The sequence below is a fragment of the Neobacillus sp. DY30 genome, from assembly GCF_030123065.1.
GTDB lineage: Bacteria > Bacillota > Bacilli > Bacillales > Cytobacillaceae > Neobacillus.
In genome coordinates, this window is sequence record NZ_CP126093.1 from 3888139 (window position 1) to 3906391 (window position 18253).

The following is an 18253-nucleotide window of genomic DNA, read 5'->3' on the forward strand; positions in this document are numbered from 1 at the left end:
AATGGTGCCTGTCACCTTTTAATGTCACCTTTTAGTGAACATCATGCTTCTTGAAGTTTCCACCTTTTACTTCTGCTACGTCATATACGATAACAAAGGCATTCTCGTCAATTTCGTTAATGATTTCTTTCATTTTGCTATCTTCTAAACGGTTAATCACGCAATTGATTTCTTTGAATTTTTCGTTTGAATATCCGCCTTCTACTATGTTATACGTTGCCCCGCGTCCTAAGTTTTCACGAATTTTCTCAACCATTAATTCGGGTTGATTGGTAATGATTTTAAAGGTTTTAGCACCACTTAAACCTTCTTCCACGATATGTATAACCTTAGATGCGATATAATAAGCGATTGCGGAAAGAATGGCTCCTTGAAAACCAAAGACTGTAGATACAACAATAAAGACAAACATGTTTAAAAATAAAATAAGATCGCTGGTACCAAAAGGTAGTTTACGTGAAAGTAATACGGCTAACATATCAATTCCATCTAATGCGCCGCCATTTCGTAATGCTAACCCCATTCCAAAACCGATGATAATTCCACCAACAACCGTTATTAACAAGGTATCTCCTTCAATAATCGGTGTTAAATGATGCATCAAGAGCGTTCCGATTGCTAACGAGGCTATTCCAATAACTGAATAAATGGCAAAACTCGTGCCAATCTGTTTATATCCTAAAAATACGAATGGAATATTCAGCACTGCAATGAGGAGTCCTAGAGGTAATCCGATTAATTTAGAACCAACGATACTCAGTCCAGTCACACCGCCGTCTGATACATTATTGGGAATTAATACAGTTTCTAGTCCATATGCAGTAATAAAAGCCCCAATAATAACCAATAACGCACGTATAATCATTTTTCCTTTATTGGGTTTTTGTTTAGTGTTTGCACTCACTTTATCTCCTACTTTCGTAACCCTTATATAGTTTCAGTTTTTCCCTTTATGTATTTCACACTGTTCCACCTTTCCGATTTTTTCATTATATTCGAAACTACCTAGTTAAACAAAAATAAGCATTCGAAGCAGGAAGATCTCGAAATACTGGCGCATAACCCAAAATACTGGCGCATGGTTCCAAAGAGAAAAGACCAAATCGATATCCGATTTGGTCTACTAATGAATTGTTATTCTCCATAGTTTCACACATGATAAGGGAATGACCTAACTAAGTGGGCACACCCACTTCTAATTATGCTGTTGTATAAACTTCCTTCTTATTTAATCCATGCCGAATCGTAGCTTGTGCTGCCGCTAATCTAGCCAACGGCACACGGTATGGTGAACAGCTGACATAGTCAAGTCCAGTTTTGTAACAGAAATCAATCGATGATTTTTCACCGCCATGCTCTCCACAAATTCCTGTTTTTAATGTAGGTTTAGCTCCACGGCCGAGTTTAACCCCCATTTCTACCAATCTGCCAACACCATCTTGATCAAGAACTGCAAACGGATTTTCAGGCAGCACCTTATTTTCGATATAGTTCTGAAGGAATTTGCCTTCTGCATCGTCACGGCTGTATCCGAATGTGGTTTGCGTTAAATCGTTTGTACCAAATGAGAAGAAATCAGCTTCTTCCGCAATTTGATCAGCGGTAAGCGCCGCACGTGGAATCTCAATCATTGTTCCAATCGTATACTCAAATTGCTTTCCTGTCTCTTCCTGAACCTTTACAGCCGCGTCGATCACAAGCTGGCGCATTTGTTTTAACTCATTGACATGACCAACAAGTGGAATCATGATTTCAGGCTGAACTTCCAGCCCTCTGTCAGCAAGCGTAGCCGCAGCATAGAAAATCGCCTTTGCCTGCATTTCATAAATTTCAGGATAAACCATTCCGAGACGGCATCCGCGATGTCCAAGCATTGGGTTGTATTCATCTAATTGTCGAACCTTTTTCAATAGTAACTCTTTCTTTTTCAGTTCAGGTGAAGCAGGATCAAGAATTTGCAGCTTCGTCACTTCGACTAACAACTCTTCTTTATCTGGTAAAAACTCATGTAATGGCGGGTCTAATAAACGAATGGTTACAGGGAAACCTTGCATAGCTTCAAAAATACCTTCAAAATCACCTTGCTGCATTGGGAGCAGTTCCTCCAGGGCTTCCATTCGCTCTTTGTACTGTTCAGCTAAAATCATTTTTTGAACGATCGGAATTCGCTTTAAGTCCATAAACATATGTTCAGTCCGGCACAATCCGATTCCACCTGCACCAAATTCAAAGGCTTTTTGTGCGTCCTCTGGATTATCGGCATTGGCACGTACACCAATTTTTCTTTCTTGATCAGCCCATGCGAGTAAAAGCTGGAATTCTTCAGAAAGCTGCGGTTCAATCATTGGAATTTCCCCAAGCATAATTTCACCTGTTGAGCCATCAATGGTAATGACATCACCATATTTGATGACCTTTTCGTCAACGGTAAATTGCTTCGCTTTTACATCAATCTTCAGTGCATCACATCCGCAAATACACGCTTTACCCATACCGCGGGCCACTACTGCAGCATGACTTGTCATACCTCCGCGGCTCGTAACGATAGCTTGCGCGGCCACAATTCCATGAATATCATCAGGAGTAGTTTCTGGACGAACAAGAATGACTTTTTTTCCAGCATTGCCGAGCTCCTCCGCTTCATCTGCATCAAACACAACTTGGCCAGTTGCCGCGCCTGGTGATGCTGGCAAACCTTTTGCCAAAAGCGTACGCTGATATTTATCATCAATTCGGCGGTGAAGAAGCTGATTGAGTTGATCGGGATCAACACGAAGCAAGGCAGTTTTTTTATCAATAATTCCCTCTTCCACCATTTCTACGGCAATACGAATCGCTGCTTGGGCTGTCCTCTTACCATGACGGGTTTGAAGAATAAATAATTGACCACGTTCTACAGTAAATTCAATGTCCTGCATTTCCTGATAATGCTGTTCAAGACGTTTGCATGTGTCAGCAAATTGCTTGTAAACGGCAGGCATTTCATCCTTTAAGGTTTGAATTGGCTGTGGCGTACGGATTCCTGCAACCACATCTTCCCCCTGAGCATTAATGAGGTACTCACCGTAAAGAACATGTTCGCCCGTTGAAGGGTTTCGAGTAAAGGCTACACCTGTGCCTGAATCATTTCCCATGTTTCCGAACACCATACTTTGAATATTTACAGCCGTGCCAAGGTGGTCAGGAATTTTATTTAAGCGGCGGTAGACGATTGCACGCTGATTATTCCAAGAATCAAACACCGCATTAATCGCAAGAAATAGCTGTTCCTTTGGATCCTGTGGAAATTCTTTTCTAGTATGCTTTTTAACTATTCCTTTGTATCCCTCGATGACCTCTTTCCAGTCTTCAGCAGTCATTTCCGGGTCAGAACTATAGCCTTTTTGCTCACGTGTTTCCTCTAACAATTGTTCAAAATAAAACGTATTGATATCAAGGACCACATTACTGAACATCTGGATGAATCGACGGTATGAGTCGTAAGCAAAACGCGGATTATTCGTTAGTCTACCCATGCCGACAACTGTTTCATCATTCATACCTAAGTTCAATACGGTATCCATCATCCCTGGCATTGAAAATACTGAACCTGAGCGGACAGAAACAAGCAGCGGATTTTCTGCGTCTCCCAGCTTTTTCCCCATTTTCTCCTCTAGGGTGCTTAAAGCTCCTAATACTTGACTCTCAACAAGCGATGGAATGGTCTTTCCTGCGTCATAATAAGCATTACATGCTTGTGTCGAAATGGTAAATCCATAAGGGACAGGTAAGCCAATACGTGTCATTTCAGCCAAGTTTGCCCCTTTTCCTCCGAGTGTTTCCTTCATATTTCCATTTCCTTCATGAAACAAGTAAACGAATTTTTCCATCATTATAAGCTCCTCTCTTTTTTCAGCACTTCTAATATTAATCCAGCTGTTTCTTCAATTGCTTTATTTGAAACATTGATAATTGGACAGCCTACTCGTTTCATAATTTTTTCAGCATAATCCAGCTCATCAAGTATTCTTTCGAAGCTTGCATAACTTGCTTTGGAACCTAATCCTAAAGCCTTCAACCTTTCAAGACGAATTTCATTTAATTTATTAGGAGAAATAATTAAGCCAATACAATTCTTTCTCGGAATCTCAAATAATTCCTCTGGCGCAGGTACCTCTGGAACCAAAGGAACATTGGCCACCTTAAAGCGTTTATGCGCTAAATACATCGATAATGGTGTCTTCGATGTCCTTGAAACACCAATTAAGACAATATCAGCCTTAAGAATACCTCGGGGATCACGGCCATCATCATACTTAACCGCAAATTCAATAGCCTCTATTTTTCTAAAATACTCTTCATCTAGTTTTCTCATTAATCCTGGTTGATGATGAGGAGTCTTATTGAAACTAGTGGTGAAGGCATTCATCAAGGGGCTAAGCAGATCCACTGCCATAATGTTTTCTTCTGCGGCCCGGCGATCTAAATATTCCTTTAAAACCGGAATGACGATCGTGTAGGCAATAATGGATTTACCGCCGCTGCTTCTTGCAAGAATAAGAACATCCTCAATATCTTCAAAATCATCAACATAGGAATTACGGCGTATCTCAACGTTTCCTCCGTTAAATTGTGTCGCTACCGCTTTTACTACAAACTCAGCTGTTTCACCAACCGAGTCCGAAACCACATAGACAACTTCCTTCTCTCCTAAAATCACTGCCACTCCCCTTTATACTGAATTTTGCTCCATTATTTCTAGATATGCTCGAGTAATCGTTGTTTTCGTAATCCGACCGACAAGTAAATATGTATTGTTTACCGGATTGATTGCTTTCACTATGGGTAAGGAGTCAATGTGATTTGTAATCATCTTTTTTGCAGCCTCTAACAAAGTTTCATCAGGTGTTATGGTTATAATGTTAGGCATTCTTGTCATAATGACGCTGCAGGGTAGTTCTTGCAAGTCTTTATTACCAAGGGCTGTTCTTAGTAAATCTTTTCTCGAAATCACACCCGCTAAATAGCCGTCGCTGTCAACCGCATAAAGCGTTCCGACATCTTCTAAAAAAAGCTGAACAATCGCATCATATACAGAAGTCGATTTTTCAACGACGATAGGGTGGGCTTTATAATCTGCAACTTTTTGGAGAATGAATTGTTCCGCCTGCTGCTTTACCTCATGGTTATGATTGAAAAAATAACCGACGCGAGGTCTGGCGTCCAAATTTCCTGCCATCGTTAAGATTGCTAAATCTGGTCTTAAGGCTGCTCTTGTTAAAGATAGCTTTTCTGCAATTTGCTGCCCCGTAATTGGCCCGTTTTCCTTCACAATCTTAAGAATTTCATCTTGGCGTTTCGTTAGTTTAATCACATTGACCCCCTTTTCAATTTAATCATGTTATATTATATGATGAAATTTTAAATGTGCTATACTTATTACTATATAGTATATTACATTTATACAATATAGGGAACAATTAGTTCAACATATTTTTGACAATTTTTTTAACGGGTTAATAGAGATAGTCTTTTTTACCCAATGATGAGCTCATCCTTGGCTAGTGTATGGGCTCTGCTTTCGGAAAGACCATGGCTGTATAGTTTCAGCAAAAAAAGAATCCTACCGTTGAGATAGGATTCTTATCTATTTTTGACAAACCGGACAGAAGAATGTTTTACGAGACGAAATCATTTCCTTTACAATCGTACCACCACATCTCTTACAAGTCTCACCTTCCCGGTCATAAACCAAGCAGAGATTATTATAGCCACCCGTTAGGTTGTCACCTTGAAAAAGAGGATTTTCCATGTAACCCCCATGTTTCAGCGCATCAAGGAGTACATGTTTCATTGACTCGTAAAGTTGGTTTCTTTCAATCTCCTCTATGTCTTCAATACTCCGTTTCGTTTTAATTCTTGCGTGATAACAGATTTCGTCCGAGTAACAATTTCCAATACCGGCAATAAACTCTTGATCGAGGAGTTTTGTTTTAATTTTCCCCCGTCTGTCACCAAGCAGCTTTAAAAAGGCATGTGCTGTAAAGGATGGGTCCAATGGCTCAGGACCCAAAGAAGATAATTCCTTTTGGACATCCTGTTCTCTGTATAAATGTAAATAACCAAGTCGAAGCCCAATAAAATATAGATGATGATTTCTGAACGATATACGAACCTGAATCGTCCGGTTAGGCTTGTCTTCTTCTGTTCCAAAATACATCCAGCCGCCTAGCATTAAATGCAGCAGCATAACCTGCCCATTATCTAAATGAAAAAGTAAATGCTTCCCTCTACGATTGACAGTCAGAATCTTGTGATTTGTGATGGTATTAATGAAGATAGTTGGGTTCACATTAACTGATTTCTCCCGGTTGATTTGTACCTGAGTAATTGTTTGCCCCGCTATTTTTTGATTTAACAATCTCCGGTAATTTTCCATTTCCGGCAGTTCAGGCATAAATTCTCTTCCTCTCTGCTACTTTTTTCATATCATTTCCCCGAAAACGCAAAAAAACCGAACTTTTTATAGTTCGGTTTATGTATCAATATTCATTTTATGTATCAATATTCATTGAGTGGGCCTAAATGGACTCGAACCATCGACCTCACGCTTATCAGGCGTGCGCTCTAACCAGCTGAGCTATAGGCCCATAGTTTTATGGAGCGGGTGATGAGAATCGAACTCACAACATCAGCTTGGAAGGCTGAGGTTTTACCACTAAACTACACCCGCATTTAAGTGCCCTATCAATAGTACATGAAATATTATAGCACCCTACCATGAAGTTGTAAACTACTTTTTGAAGTTGTAAACTACTTTTTATCTTCTTGGAAATGTGTAAGCTTTTTCAATAGTTCCAATGAATCCCCTGCTGCCATAAACTCACCATTAACAATCGCATAAGGAGATTTTTTGCAATCCTCACATCTACTTTGACAATGATACTCTTTATATTCAATATTTCTTTTACTAAGGAAATTACTATATTGATTTTGTAAATCTTCAGTTAGAAAACGATCGAGGTTTTTTTCACAAAAATCAATTGTCAATTTCTTTTCTTTTGCAAAAAGTTTTGAAATAAAATTCATTTGTTGAACATCTCCACTGTCTATCATCTTACATTAAGTATATCAATTTTGACACAAAAATTCTCTAAATAAACATATAAAGAGCAACCATTTCAAAATCTAAGGTTGCTCTTTATTATTTATATATGAAGCTTTTATCTTTTTGAATGTTTCTTTTCAATTTTCGCCTCGATTCTCTCCATTGCTTTAGTATCACTTTTTAATTCCTGCTTATTTTCGTCTACTAATTTTTTAAAACTAATATTACGTTTCCTCATTTGTTTCTCCACCTTTCTTATGTTTTCATTATACATAATTTAGAAAGGTTAAAATCAAGTAAAATATTACAACTTTTTGAACTTTTTTATATTATCCGAAAATTTAAAATGAATGAGGATGGACATTAGTTATAAAAGCCACCATTATAGCAGCTCTAAATCCTTTTCTTTCCCCGTTGAAGGATTAAAGGATTTTTACATAAAAAATATTATTTGCGACAAATTATAATATGAGGAGGTGTAAAAAATTGAGAAGAAAAAATTTTCCAAATTACTCATTAATCCTAGTTACTATAACAGGATTGGTTTTACTTCCGTTCGCCATTTTAAAACGTTCATTTAAAGATTGGCTTATCGTATACCTTGTAAGTTTTATTGGTAATTTTTTCTCAGATGAATTTTTAGTAAAAAGAGGCTATTTAAAATACCCTAAAAGGCTTTTCCCAAAGTATAAAATCCACCTCCCATTTGATTTTATTCATTACCCTTTAATACTGCTTTATTATAATCAGTGGACTTTGAACAGCAAACCCGTCGGAATTATTTTAAAACTTTTCCCTTTTGTTATACCGCAAACAATCATAGAGACCATAGCTTCAAAGAAAACTAACCTCATTAAATGGAAAAAGGGATGGACTTGGTATCACTCTTTAATAAGTCTTTGTTAAAACTGTTAATTTGCAGAGGTATTATTGCAACGATTAGAACAATAAACAAAGGTAAAATTTCAGTAAGGTAAATTGGTATTTAGGAGCATTCTATATTTTGTAGACAAACTATTATTAAATAAATGGAGGTGGATGAATAATGAGCAATGAAAACACAGAAGCACCAAATACTATTAAATATAGCATATGGAATACACGAACTGACGAACCTATACCTGCAATCAAAGATAAAATTGTTGAATCCATTGAAAAACCTATCCATAAATCAAACGCAACAAATAATCGTGACTAACTAGATGGTATATAAAAATAGAGCTGCATATTGCAGCCCTCCTTACTTACCCCATTTGTGTTGCTGGAAACTCAATCGTAACGGTTGTTCCTTTACCTTTTTCGCTATCAAAGTGGATGGTTCCTTTATACTTTGTAGCAATATTAAAGCAGATCATCATTCCTAGGCCTGTTCCTTTACTTTTTAACGAGTAAAATGGAGTTCCAAGAGAATCGATTTCTTCCTTTGACATCCCATGTCCAAAATCGGTTACATTAATTTTTACCCAGTCCTTTTCACTTTCAGCGGTAACGACAACAGAATCACCGTCTTTAGAAGCTTCAAGGGCATTTTTAATTATATTGATTATTAGCTGTTTAAATTCAATCGTATTCGCAGCGATATAACAATCTTCAACCATATTTAGTACAATCTCATTGTCATGGAGGAGGCCGTACGTGTTGAGTAAATCTGTTACACTTTGAAGAACACTCTTTACATTTACAAGTTCAAGTTCAGTGTCTTTATCGGGCTTGGCTATAGATAAAAATTGAGAAATTACCTGTTCTGCTGTGTTTAATTCATCGATGAGTAACGAGTAATGCCGCTTATTATTTTCTTTATATGTAGTTTCTTTTTCGTATAACTGTAAGAACCCTTTAACGACTGTTAATGGATTTCTAATCTCATGTGCCACTGCAGCGGCGAGCTGTCCAGTTGTTTTTAGACGTTCTGTTTGTTTAATTTGCTCATAGTAGAGCTTCTGTTTCTCCAACCGTCCATATGATAAATAAAAAATAAAATAAAGAATGGCTTGGCTTCCTAAAAAGTTAATACTATTTCCGATTAAGTCTTCACTTATATAAGGAAAAAGATCTCCTCTATCAACGAACGCAACATAACTAAAAAGACCTATGACGGAAAGAGTATTTAATAATAACGAAAGATAAAAAAGTTTCGTATCAAAAAACAAAATAGAAATAGCAGGAATAAAACATAAAAATAGAAAGTTCGACCAAGTATTCGGATATATAAAGAAGATGGTATAAAAGTATGTAGATGCCACGACGATTATAATAATTCTAAAAACATGTGACTTAAATATAGGATAAATCAGCAGACAAATAGAAAAAAAGAAAACTAAAACACCATGTGTAATATAGCCTGGTCCAGGATGATGAAGAAGTGGATTATCTGCAAACAGCCCAAGCAGCATAAGTGCCATCACCACTATTACTGTGCTGTAATATAACTTTAGATTAAATTGAGTATGTTTATTCTTCATACGAACCCCTTCTGCTCGAAGCCCAATCTTAATTTGTATCAAACTACCTATATTCTAACATATAAGTAAGAAAAAGCCGTTAGCCACTTTTTTATGCGTTACAATTAAAGACTTATTTGTTGAACAAGTAATCACCAATAACATGAAATTTAAACTCGTTTATTAATTTGTTTATTTAACTTACAAAAATATATTTACTTTTAGAAATTACAAATTATAATTAAAATTACCTAGTATTTTCAGGTAATTTTTTCCCGAACGGAGTAGAATATATGAATAAGAAAACGGACGATTTTACCCCTTCAAAAATTGTAATGGAAATTAATTCGCTGAGGATATATTTAGTCAATATTGGAAAAACGAAAGGTCTTACTCATCCAGATACGATAAAAATTAGTCAAGAGCTGGATTTATTGATCAATAAATACCAGCATTCAAAAGTCTTATAATTTATTTCATTTACTCTTTTTTGCCTTATCTCAACTTCGTTTTAATAACCGACAACATCGCCTTTACCCATATTTCATTCCCCCTTTATAAATCGTAACCAATTATGAATCACTAAAAATTATTCTTCAATTAGATTGCATCTTAAGTTGAATAGAAAAAGAAAACAAAAGAAGCACTCAAAATTTTGAGCACTTTTAGAAATAAATTAAAGTAGGTTCGGGCTCCGTTTCACGCTTTAAGTGTTTTTAGTAAAAAAATGTCAATCAGATATATTTTAACTTAAACTATTACGTTTCTTGGTTATTGATTGTATTGTTAACTAAGTTTTGAGTTGCATCTCGAGACGAAACTGCCGGATTTTCAATAGCTTGCTGCACGTAGTTTAAAGCGGACTGATTTATGTTTTTAAATATTTTCATTTTATTTTCAGGATCGTTCTGATTTCGATTACTTTCCTTCATTGTCAATTCCTCCATTGTTTTCTTTCATCTTTTTATTCTTTGATTTATTTTGAAAAATAAACATACAATTCGCCGCATGTAATTCAGAGTCCTTTTTTACCTAACATTTCCTTTATCTTCCCTATACCATTGTGTATTTTATAGCACTAACTTATACTAAATAATGTAAGTTTATCTGAATGATTAATCAATAATATAAAGGGGGTAGTTTTATGAAGTTAGGTGCATTTTCTGTCAGTTTAAATGTAAAAGACATACATGTATCAAAAGAGTTTTACGAAAACCTAGGATTTCACGTCTTTGGTGGTGACATTTCTCAAAATTGGCTGATTATGAAGAATGAAAATTGCATTATCGGGCTATTCCAAGGAATGTTTGAAAAGAACATCCTGACTTTTAATCCTGGGTGGAATGAAAATGCCGGAAATCTTGAATCATTTACAGACATTCGAGACCTTCAAAAGCAGTTTAAGGAAAAAGGGATAACAATGCTCTCTGAAGCAGATGAAACTACTGAAGGACCAGCACATTTTATAATCGAAGATCCAGATGGCAATCAAATCCTTGTGGATCAACATCGTTAAAAACAAATTCAAGGGCACAAGAAAATACATAATTCTTTTTATCTCAGGTCCCCATACTCCTCTATTAGGATCATTAAATTTAAACAAAAACACTCACAAACGTTGTCGTTACAACATTTGTGAGTGTTTTTAAGTATTATTCTGCTTCCCCAACTACTGTAAATCTTTCATTTATATGCTTAGGATTTTCGACTTCGTCCATTACAGCAATAGCAAAGTCTGCATAACTAATATAACTGTCACCTTTTGAATTAACGAGAAGGTGATCTTTCCCTGACTGGTAAGAACCTGTTCTTTTTCCTTCAGGATTAAATACAGCAGAAGGGCTGATAAATGTCCATGTTAAGTCCGCTGATTCCTGTAATTCTTGCAGATTCCTTCCTTGACCCATAGCCGTTGGTTTAACAAAATCCGGGAATTCAGGAGTATCAATTAGTTTCACGGTTTTGTTCTCGTCGACAAAAAGACTTCCAGCTCCGCCAACAACGATTAATTTGGTACTTGTTCCTTTTAGTGCTTCAATTAACGCATGACCTGCATCGACGTGTGCTTGTTCCTCTCCAAGCGGTGCTCCAAAAGCGTTAATTACAACATCAAACGCATTTACATCACCAGTTGTTAATTCAAACACATTTTTCTCAATAGCGGCTGTATTTTTATCTTGAAGCTTAGACGCATCTCTTACAACTGCTGTTACATGATGTCCCCTGCTTACTGCCTCTTTCAAAATCAGACTTCCAGCTTTCCCACTTGCTCCTATAACAGCGATGTTCATGCTAAATTCCTCCGAATCGTTATTTGCTTGTTGCTTTTTTCACCACTGGCGCAACCTCAGTTGCTATTAATTCAATGTTTTTGACTACTTTATTATAAGGTAATCCGCCTATATCAACTTGTGCCAGGAAACGAGTATGGCCAAAAAGCTCATGTTGGCGAAGAATCTTTTCTACTATTTGCTGCGGACTCCCTACGAATAAAGCTGTATTTGGACTAGCCATATTTTCGAAGTCATCTCTTGACATCCTTGTTCCCATTCCTCGTTGACGATTCACGTAGGACCAATAGTTCGAATAGTAAGGAAAGAATTCGTCTTTGGCTTGCTGTGTCGTGTTAGCAAGGAAGGTATGACCTGTTACACCCACTTTTAATACTTCAGGGGAATGACCTGCCTCCAACCCGGATTTTCGGTATATGTCCACAAGCGGCTTAAAACGCAATGGATTACCACCTAAAATGGCCAGTGCCATGCCTACCCCGAATCTCCCTGCACGAACGGCACTTTCAGGGGTACCGCCAACACCAATCCAAATCGGCATTTGCTCCTGTAGCGGTCGTGGTGAAATTTCTGCATTCCTCAAGGAAGGACGAAAGTTTCCCGACCAAGTGACTTTCTCATTTTTGTTTAGTTTTAAAAGTAAATCCATATGTTCGGTAAAAAGCTCATCATAATCATTTGTACTATACCCAAAAAGAGGGAATGATTCAATAAACGCACCTCGGCCTGCTAAGATTTCTGCACGTCCGTCTGATAACAAATCCAATGTTGCAAAATCCTCGAATAAGCGAACAGGGTCAAGGGTACTTAACACACTGGTTGTACTCGTTAATCGAATGCGCTCGGTTACTTGAGCAATGGCAGACAAAATAACGGCTGGAGAAGAGACGGCATAATCTAACCGATGGTGTTCCCCTACCCCAAAAACATCCAAACCTGCTCCATCAGCTAGCTTTGCAGCTTCAATGATTTCTTTCACTCGTTGGTGCGCTGTAATCGTTTTTCCTGTTAGAGGATCCGGACCAATATCTGCAAGTGTGTAGATACCTATTTCAATACCGTTATGTTCAATCGTGGACAATCAGATACCTCCCCATCTTATACTGCTAACTCAACTCGATCTCCAGATGGATTATGAGTTACAAATTTATTATTTTCTTCCATAACATCGGCCATTACATTATCAGGCTGTTCTAGAGACAAAATACTTTTTTTACCATTGCTTGTTAGTTTGGCTGTTGAAGCTGTTTGTTCTAAAATATCGAAACCAAACATCTTGATAAAATGTTAAAGAATGCTGCAATTTTCTACTTGATTTTAACATGCTCTGCAAATGTTGTTGGTTTACTACGAAATCCCATAAATAGCTCTCCAAGAGTCATTTCTTATGATTGAAAAATCTTTTGATCCAATGAGATTTGCGATTTATCAGCTAATACAAAATAAATGGATATCACAAGTAAAATAAGTTCCAGTTCATACCCTGCCATTTGACCATTGCCGAGAAACCCAAGTGAAAGTTTCGCAGAAAAAATAGCACCTGCCATAATTAGCGCAAATAATACAGAAACAATTCGTGTTCCGAGTCCTAGAATCAAAGCAATACCGCCTATTAGTTCAATAAGGGCCACTACATACGCCATAAACCCAGGAATTCCAATACTGTCAAAAAAGCCTGCTGTATTTGTAATTCCACCTTGAAACTTTGATAATCCGTGAATAAAGAATGTAAGACCTAAAACAGCTCAAACGAAAACTTTTCCTAATTCATTTTTATTCATTTGTTATGATCCTTTTCTCAGTTAGTTACTTTATGTAAGTTAGTATATTTGTGTAATTATATTTTGTCAAGTAACTATATTATTATTTGTAATTTAAATTATGTTTATTGTGGTATACTAGACAATATAGAGAGGTGTTATTACTATGAAGCAGCCGACAATTTGTCCACGATTTGAAAAAGCGATTTCGCTTTTAAGTCAACGATGGACTGCGTTAGTTATCTATCAATTATTATCAGGACCGCAAAGATTTAGTGAAATTCAATCAGCGATTGGTATAAGTGGAAAAGTATTATCAGAGCGTTTAAAGGACTTAGAACACCAAGATGTTGTTAAACGTAAAGTGATACCGGAAACACCTGTGGTCATTGAGTATTCATTAACAGAAAAAGGTCTTTCACTTGAACCGATTCTAAGAGAAATCGAAAAATGGTCCCAGCTTTGGGTTCCACCTGTAAGTATAAGTGAGTGATCCAACTATATTTCATTACTAAAAAGACATTTTCACAGTGATTCCTAATTGAATCACTTGTATAAATGTCTTTTTCTTCATGACAGGATAAATTTATAAATACTAGAAGTCAGAATCATTCCAGTTCAGAGCACCCATAAATACTAAACTACTTACTTTAAAAACTATAGGAGCTTAGGATAGTTCGTATACTGAGCAGACAAAGTTTGGTAGACTTTTGTTGAAGTTAGAAAGCGTTTTCTCAAACGTTTAATAAGGTTATGAAATTGGAGGTAGAATGATGGGACGAACGAATGAATTGGCACACCGTATGGCAAGCAAAACAATTAAACTTATGGATGGGGCAGGAAATCCTGTAGCCGGAAAAGAAGTCGTTCTTAGACATACAAACCATAAGTTCCTATTTGGCTGTGGCATTTTTGATGTGATTGATGTTGCAAACAAAAATGTACCCGCTGACCGCCTTGCGTTTCAGGAGGAGAAACTTAATAAGTTCCTTGAAGTCTTTAACTCAGCCACACTGCCCTTTTATTGGGGAACGTTTGAGCCTGAAAAAGGAAAACCGCGGACAAAAGAATTAAAAGCTGCTGCTCAGTGGTTAAAAGAAAGAAAAATATCAGTGAAAGGACATCCTCTCTGCTGGCATACGGTAACGGCTCCATGGCTGTTGGAGATGAGCAATGAAGAAATCCTTAAAGCACAGTTTGCTAGAATTGAACGTGATGTTTCAGACTTCAAAGGTCTAATAGATACGTGGGATGTAATCAATGAGGTCGTAATCATGCCAATCTTTGACAAATATGACAATGGTATCACACGAATTTCTCAAGAACTTGGCCGTGTTGGAATTATTAAAGAAATGTTTGCAAAAACACGCGAATATAATCCTTGTGCGACACTATTGTTGAATGATTTTAATACATCGATTAATTATGAAATCTTAATTGATGGATGTTTACATGCAGGTATTCCAATTGATGCCATAGGGATTCAGTCACATCAGCATCAAGGATATTGGGGACGTGAGAAATTAGAAGAAGTTCTCGACCGTTTCTCGCACTTTGGTCTCCCTCTCCACTTTACAGAAAACACATTAACTTCTGGTCATCTCATGCCTCCTGAAATTGAAGATTTGAATGATTATCAAATCCCAGAATGGCCGTCAACCCCTGAATTCGAAGAACGTCAGGCAAAAGAAGTCGAAGAAATGTATACCATTCTGTTTAATCATCCTCAGGTAGAAGCTATCTCAACCTGGTCCTTCAGTGATGATGGTGCATGGCTTGGTGCTCCTGCTGGATTTATCAGAAGTGATAATAGCCCAAAACCGTCTTATGAAGTATTAAAGAAGCTGATTAAAGGTGACTGGTCTACAAATGTAACGTGTAAGACAGATGACAACGGAATCGTTTCTTTTAAGGGATTCCTTGGTGATTATGATCTTGTTTGTGAAGACAAGAAAGTGAGCTTTACCTTAGATAAAAATGCTGCAACCGAACAGTTCGTAATTTAATCAAGGCAGTAAAAAAAGTAAGACTGTTCAAAAGCTGCTAACATTGCGGCTTTTGAAACAGTCATCTTTTGTGATTCTGTTAGTCCCACTAGTTTTTTTGATTATCATCATATAAATCAACATAAACAGAACCATTAGAATCAATCTGAGCTAAAAAGACATCTTCAAAATCATTTGCCCCTTTTTTCTGTATCTCACTAAAAAGCCAATCCTTTGTATACCCTAAGGAGCGTAAGCGTTTTTCCAAAAGAGTTCCATCTATAATAATTAAGGATGGGGCATGGTCCGCTTTCATTCTTAGACCAATGTCTTTTGGAGTCAGTGCCTGATACTCGGGTTTCTTCATTACACTAATCTGCCCATTTGTTTCCAAAATCGCCATTTCAACCTCATCGATCATAAAAGCGTCTTTTTCCCTTAAACCATTCATTAGATCATCATACGTCATCTTATGTTTAAAAAGATTTCTCTCCATTATTTTTCCATCTTTAATGAGAATAGAGGGACTACTTTCTACTAAATCCCTAAACTTAAACGATTTGATTGCACCGTATGCAAGAATGACTGATAAAAGAGTATACACAACTAAACCTATTAAGCCATTCACAATTTTCATTGAAGTGTCGATTGCTATTTGTGAGGCCATGTCTCCAATTACAATGCCAACGACGTAATCAAAAAAAGTAAGATGTGAAATCTGCTTTTTTCCAAGGATTCTTGCAAGAGAAAATAATACTAAAAAAGAAAAGATAGCCCGACCAGCCACTTCTACATATTCCGGCATAACAACCTCCAGATATTTGATTCCATCCTATCTTGTCCGATTCTAAAGGAAATATCTTGTAGGAATAAAAAATGGACAAAAAGACCTAATTAATTTTTGATTCTTTTTGTTATATTCATCTATTCTTTTTAACTATTATATAAAGTCTAATGTTTTTTGCAGAAGTATATTCTATATTTTAAAGGAGGAAAGTATGAGCGAGATTGTTGCAGCATTTCAAGACATTCCTACAACGTGTATTTCAGATATTATGCAAGGGCTAAATAATATGGATCCTTTAATTAAACCATTAAAAGAGGAATACAAAATCGCAGGGCGTGCTTTTACCGTTAAAATGCCAGTTGGGGATAATCAATGCGTTTTACGTGCTATTCGTGAAGCCAAGCCAGGAGATATTATCGTTGTGGACGCCAAAGGAGATACCTATCGAACGATTGCAGGGGATTTTATTCTTGGGCTAGCACAAACATTAGGCATTAAAGGGGTGGTAACAGATGGGGTTATTCGTGATATCCTCGGAGTAAAAAAACTAAATTTCCCTGTTTTCTGTAAAGGTACAACCGTTGCTTCGAGCGCTAAAGGGGGTTGGGGTGAAGTTAATGTTCCGATTTCATGCGGTGGAACATCAGTCAGTCCTGGGGACATCATTGTGGCAGATGCTGATGGAGTTGTAGTTGTTCCCCAAGCAATTGAGAAAGAAGTATTAAGGAAAGCAAAAGAAAAACTGGTTAAAGATCAAGAACGGGATGAGAAAGTTTCTGGAAAACCCGATGAAGTGACTCGATATTTAGATAGTATGCTAAAATAAATAGGTAACCAGAAAGAAAGGTAAACGTTTTGACGTTTTCCTTTCTTTTAAAATTATAGACCATCTTCCTCCTACAAAACTTAAATGGAATCAAATGCGTATGATAGGTTAGGACGCCTGTTGATGCAAATTTGTTTGAACAATCTGCTTGTATTCCTTCTTTTGCAACCTTACAAAAATATTATTAGCCAAAAGTGATAGAATGATTAAGGAAGTGCCTAGGCTGTCGAACATCCTTGATAAATAGAAATTAAAAGTGTGGTAACGGGAAGAAAGTTAATGAATAAAAACTAAAATATAGCAATTGTGAAAAGGAAATGAATTGACAACAAAGCGCCCCCCCCCCAACTGGGAAGGCGCATTTAGTAGATATTTAATTAAAATTTGTTATTCGTCACCTAAAACTCCATAGGAAGGAGCCATCTCTGGAACAACTGCCCTTACTTTATAGTCGTTTGCCTGAGGGCCATAAATTTCCCAAAGCTTCTTTAAATCATCAAGAGGATGATCACTATAGTCCACTCTTAGGTCAACATAGGGGAATGGTTCCTCTGTGTATACTAATAGGCCGATAGAGTGTTCCTGATCTAATTCCCCACCTAACTGAAAGCCTTTTTCAAGCGCCAAAATTAACCTTTCTGCTAGGGGCCTTCCTTCCGTTTCTAAAAACACATGACCCATTGCTTCAGGAATGGCAGGATCACTGAGGAGATTTCCAATACTAGCAACATTTTTAGCACAGAATTCTCCATGGACACCTAGAGCATTTTTTCCTGTAAAGGCAGCGGAATTCCCTTTGGAATCAACCACAGCAAGTTGCCTGTATTCTGGAAATGGCGACGCCTCTCGCATTGATCGAATAGCCGATTGGGCATCGAAGCCGTTTTCTAACACAGTAAATCCGATAGCGGCTAATCTTGGGTCAGTTACATTCTGCGATAAAATAGCACCTTCTCCGGCCTTTACCCATGGACATCTTGCCCCTACTGCTGGACTACTCGAAGTAACAATTACTCCTAATGCACCGGTGGAAGAACAGCGGCCTGCAACCGAAAATGTCATTTTACCCCTCCTCG

The 18253-nt window shown here is 37.1% G+C and carries 21 protein-coding genes, 2 tRNA genes and 1 pseudogene; 7 read left to right on the top strand and 17 right to left on the bottom strand.

The window, feature by feature from the left end; all coding sequences use genetic code 11:
• Positions 1–31 precede the first annotated feature (31 nt).
• The 9 genes from QNH29_RS18920 to QNH29_RS18960 all read right to left on the bottom strand — a co-directional run bounded on the left by QNH29_RS18920 (position 32) and on the right by QNH29_RS18960 (position 7325).
• Positions 32–865 (bottom strand): YitT family protein, encoded by an 834-nt coding sequence (locus tag QNH29_RS18920; protein ID WP_283865681.1) that lies wholly within the window; start codon positions 863–865, stop codon positions 32–34.
• Between the two features lie 334 nt (positions 866–1199).
• Positions 1200–3869 (bottom strand): pyruvate, phosphate dikinase, encoded by a 2670-nt coding sequence (gene ppdK / locus QNH29_RS18925; RefSeq protein WP_283865682.1) that lies wholly within the window; start codon positions 3867–3869, stop codon positions 1200–1202.
• A 2-nt stretch (positions 3870–3871) separates the two neighbouring features.
• A complete protein-coding gene (locus QNH29_RS18930; RefSeq protein ID WP_283860888.1) occupies positions 3872–4699 on the bottom strand; it encodes a pyruvate, water dikinase regulatory protein in 828 nt (275 codons plus the stop codon).
• 12 nt (positions 4700–4711) lie between these two features.
• Positions 4712–5353, bottom strand: coding sequence for a transcriptional regulator CcpN (gene ccpN / locus QNH29_RS18935; protein ID WP_283860889.1), 642 nt, complete (start codon positions 5351–5353; stop codon positions 4712–4714).
• A 273-nt stretch (positions 5354–5626) separates the two neighbouring features.
• A complete protein-coding gene (gene mutM / locus QNH29_RS18940) occupies positions 5627–6436 on the bottom strand; it encodes a bifunctional DNA-formamidopyrimidine glycosylase/DNA-(apurinic or apyrimidinic site) lyase (RefSeq protein ID WP_283860890.1) in 810 nt (269 codons plus the stop codon).
• Positions 6437–6555: 119 nt separating this feature from the next.
• A tRNA-Ile gene (locus tag QNH29_RS18945) sits at positions 6556–6629 on the bottom strand.
• Positions 6630–6638: 9 nt separating this feature from the next.
• Positions 6639–6712, bottom strand: a tRNA-Gly gene (locus tag QNH29_RS18950).
• Positions 6713–6792: 80 nt separating this feature from the next.
• Complete coding sequence (locus tag QNH29_RS18955; RefSeq protein ID WP_283860891.1) at positions 6793–7068, bottom strand: DUF1450 domain-containing protein; 276 nt, start codon at positions 7066–7068, stop codon at positions 6793–6795.
• 134 nt (positions 7069–7202) lie between these two features.
• Entirely contained in the window at positions 7203–7325 is a 123-nt protein-coding gene (locus tag QNH29_RS18960) for an FbpB family small basic protein (RefSeq protein WP_283860892.1), read from the bottom strand.
• Positions 7326–7573: 248 nt separating this feature from the next.
• On the opposite strand from QNH29_RS18960, the gene QNH29_RS18965 reads away from it, so the two are divergent.
• Complete coding sequence (locus tag QNH29_RS18965; RefSeq protein WP_283860893.1) at positions 7574–7993, top strand: CBO0543 family protein; 420 nt, start codon at positions 7574–7576, stop codon at positions 7991–7993.
• Between the two features lie 139 nt (positions 7994–8132).
• The gene (locus QNH29_RS18970) at positions 8133–8285 is read left to right on the top strand and encodes a hypothetical protein (RefSeq protein ID WP_283860894.1); all 153 of its coding nucleotides are present in this window, start codon (positions 8133–8135) and stop codon (positions 8283–8285) included.
• A gap of 46 nt (positions 8286–8331) precedes the next feature.
• Here the strand turns inward: QNH29_RS18970 and QNH29_RS18975 are convergent, their stop codons facing one another.
• Positions 8332–9549 (bottom strand): sensor histidine kinase, encoded by a 1218-nt coding sequence (locus QNH29_RS18975; protein ID WP_283860895.1) that lies wholly within the window; start codon positions 9547–9549, stop codon positions 8332–8334.
• A gap of 272 nt (positions 9550–9821) precedes the next feature.
• On the opposite strand from QNH29_RS18975, the gene QNH29_RS18980 reads away from it, so the two are divergent.
• The gene (locus QNH29_RS18980; RefSeq protein WP_283860896.1) at positions 9822–9998 is read left to right on the top strand and encodes an aspartyl-phosphate phosphatase Spo0E family protein; all 177 of its coding nucleotides are present in this window, start codon (positions 9822–9824) and stop codon (positions 9996–9998) included.
• Positions 9999–10286: 288 nt separating this feature from the next.
• On the opposite strand, the gene QNH29_RS18985 is transcribed toward QNH29_RS18980, so the two are convergent.
• Positions 10287–10475, bottom strand: a complete 189-nt coding sequence (locus QNH29_RS18985; RefSeq protein ID WP_283860897.1) for a hypothetical protein — start codon at positions 10473–10475, stop codon at positions 10287–10289.
• A 197-nt stretch (positions 10476–10672) separates the two neighbouring features.
• Here QNH29_RS18985 and QNH29_RS18990 point away from each other — a divergent pair, with 197 nt between their 5' ends.
• On the top strand, positions 10673–11044 hold the full coding sequence (locus QNH29_RS18990; protein WP_283860898.1) for a VOC family protein: 372 nt from the start codon (positions 10673–10675) through the stop codon (positions 11042–11044).
• Between the two features lie 136 nt (positions 11045–11180).
• Here the strand turns inward: QNH29_RS18990 and QNH29_RS18995 are convergent, their stop codons facing one another.
• The 4 genes and pseudogenes from QNH29_RS18995 to QNH29_RS19010 form a co-directional block, all read right to left on the bottom strand.
• On the bottom strand, positions 11181–11819 hold the full coding sequence (locus QNH29_RS18995) for an NAD(P)-dependent oxidoreductase (RefSeq protein ID WP_283860899.1): 639 nt from the start codon (positions 11817–11819) through the stop codon (positions 11181–11183).
• Between the two features lie 19 nt (positions 11820–11838).
• Positions 11839–12900 carry an LLM class flavin-dependent oxidoreductase gene (locus tag QNH29_RS19000; protein ID WP_283860900.1) on the bottom strand — a complete coding sequence of 354 codons (1062 nt, stop codon included), beginning with the start codon at positions 12898–12900 and terminating at the stop codon, positions 11839–11841.
• 17 nt (positions 12901–12917) lie between these two features.
• A complete protein-coding gene (locus QNH29_RS19005; RefSeq protein ID WP_283860901.1) occupies positions 12918–13094 on the bottom strand; it encodes a hypothetical protein in 177 nt (58 codons plus the stop codon).
• A gap of 110 nt (positions 13095–13204) precedes the next feature.
• A pseudogene (locus QNH29_RS19010) lies at positions 13205–13600 on the bottom strand (DoxX family protein).
• A gap of 145 nt (positions 13601–13745) precedes the next feature.
• Between QNH29_RS19010 and QNH29_RS19015 the strand changes: the two are divergent.
• The gene (locus QNH29_RS19015) at positions 13746–14072 is read left to right on the top strand and encodes a winged helix-turn-helix transcriptional regulator (protein WP_283860902.1); all 327 of its coding nucleotides are present in this window, start codon (positions 13746–13748) and stop codon (positions 14070–14072) included.
• A gap of 277 nt (positions 14073–14349) precedes the next feature.
• Entirely contained in the window at positions 14350–15585 is a 1236-nt protein-coding gene (locus tag QNH29_RS19020; protein WP_283860903.1) for an endo-1,4-beta-xylanase, read from the top strand.
• Between the two features lie 88 nt (positions 15586–15673).
• Here QNH29_RS19020 and QNH29_RS19025 read toward each other — a convergent pair whose 3' ends face one another.
• Complete coding sequence (locus QNH29_RS19025; protein ID WP_283860904.1) at positions 15674–16369, bottom strand: YetF domain-containing protein; 696 nt, start codon at positions 16367–16369, stop codon at positions 15674–15676.
• 193 nt (positions 16370–16562) lie between these two features.
• Here QNH29_RS19025 and QNH29_RS19030 point away from each other — a divergent pair, with 193 nt between their 5' ends.
• A complete protein-coding gene (locus QNH29_RS19030; RefSeq protein WP_283860905.1) occupies positions 16563–17177 on the top strand; it encodes an RraA family protein in 615 nt (204 codons plus the stop codon).
• Between the two features lie 387 nt (positions 17178–17564).
• On the opposite strand, the gene QNH29_RS19035 is transcribed toward QNH29_RS19030, so the two are convergent.
• Positions 17565–18239, bottom strand: a complete 675-nt coding sequence (locus QNH29_RS19035; protein WP_283860906.1) for a DUF1028 domain-containing protein — start codon at positions 18237–18239, stop codon at positions 17565–17567.
• Positions 18240–18253 lie beyond the last annotated feature (14 nt).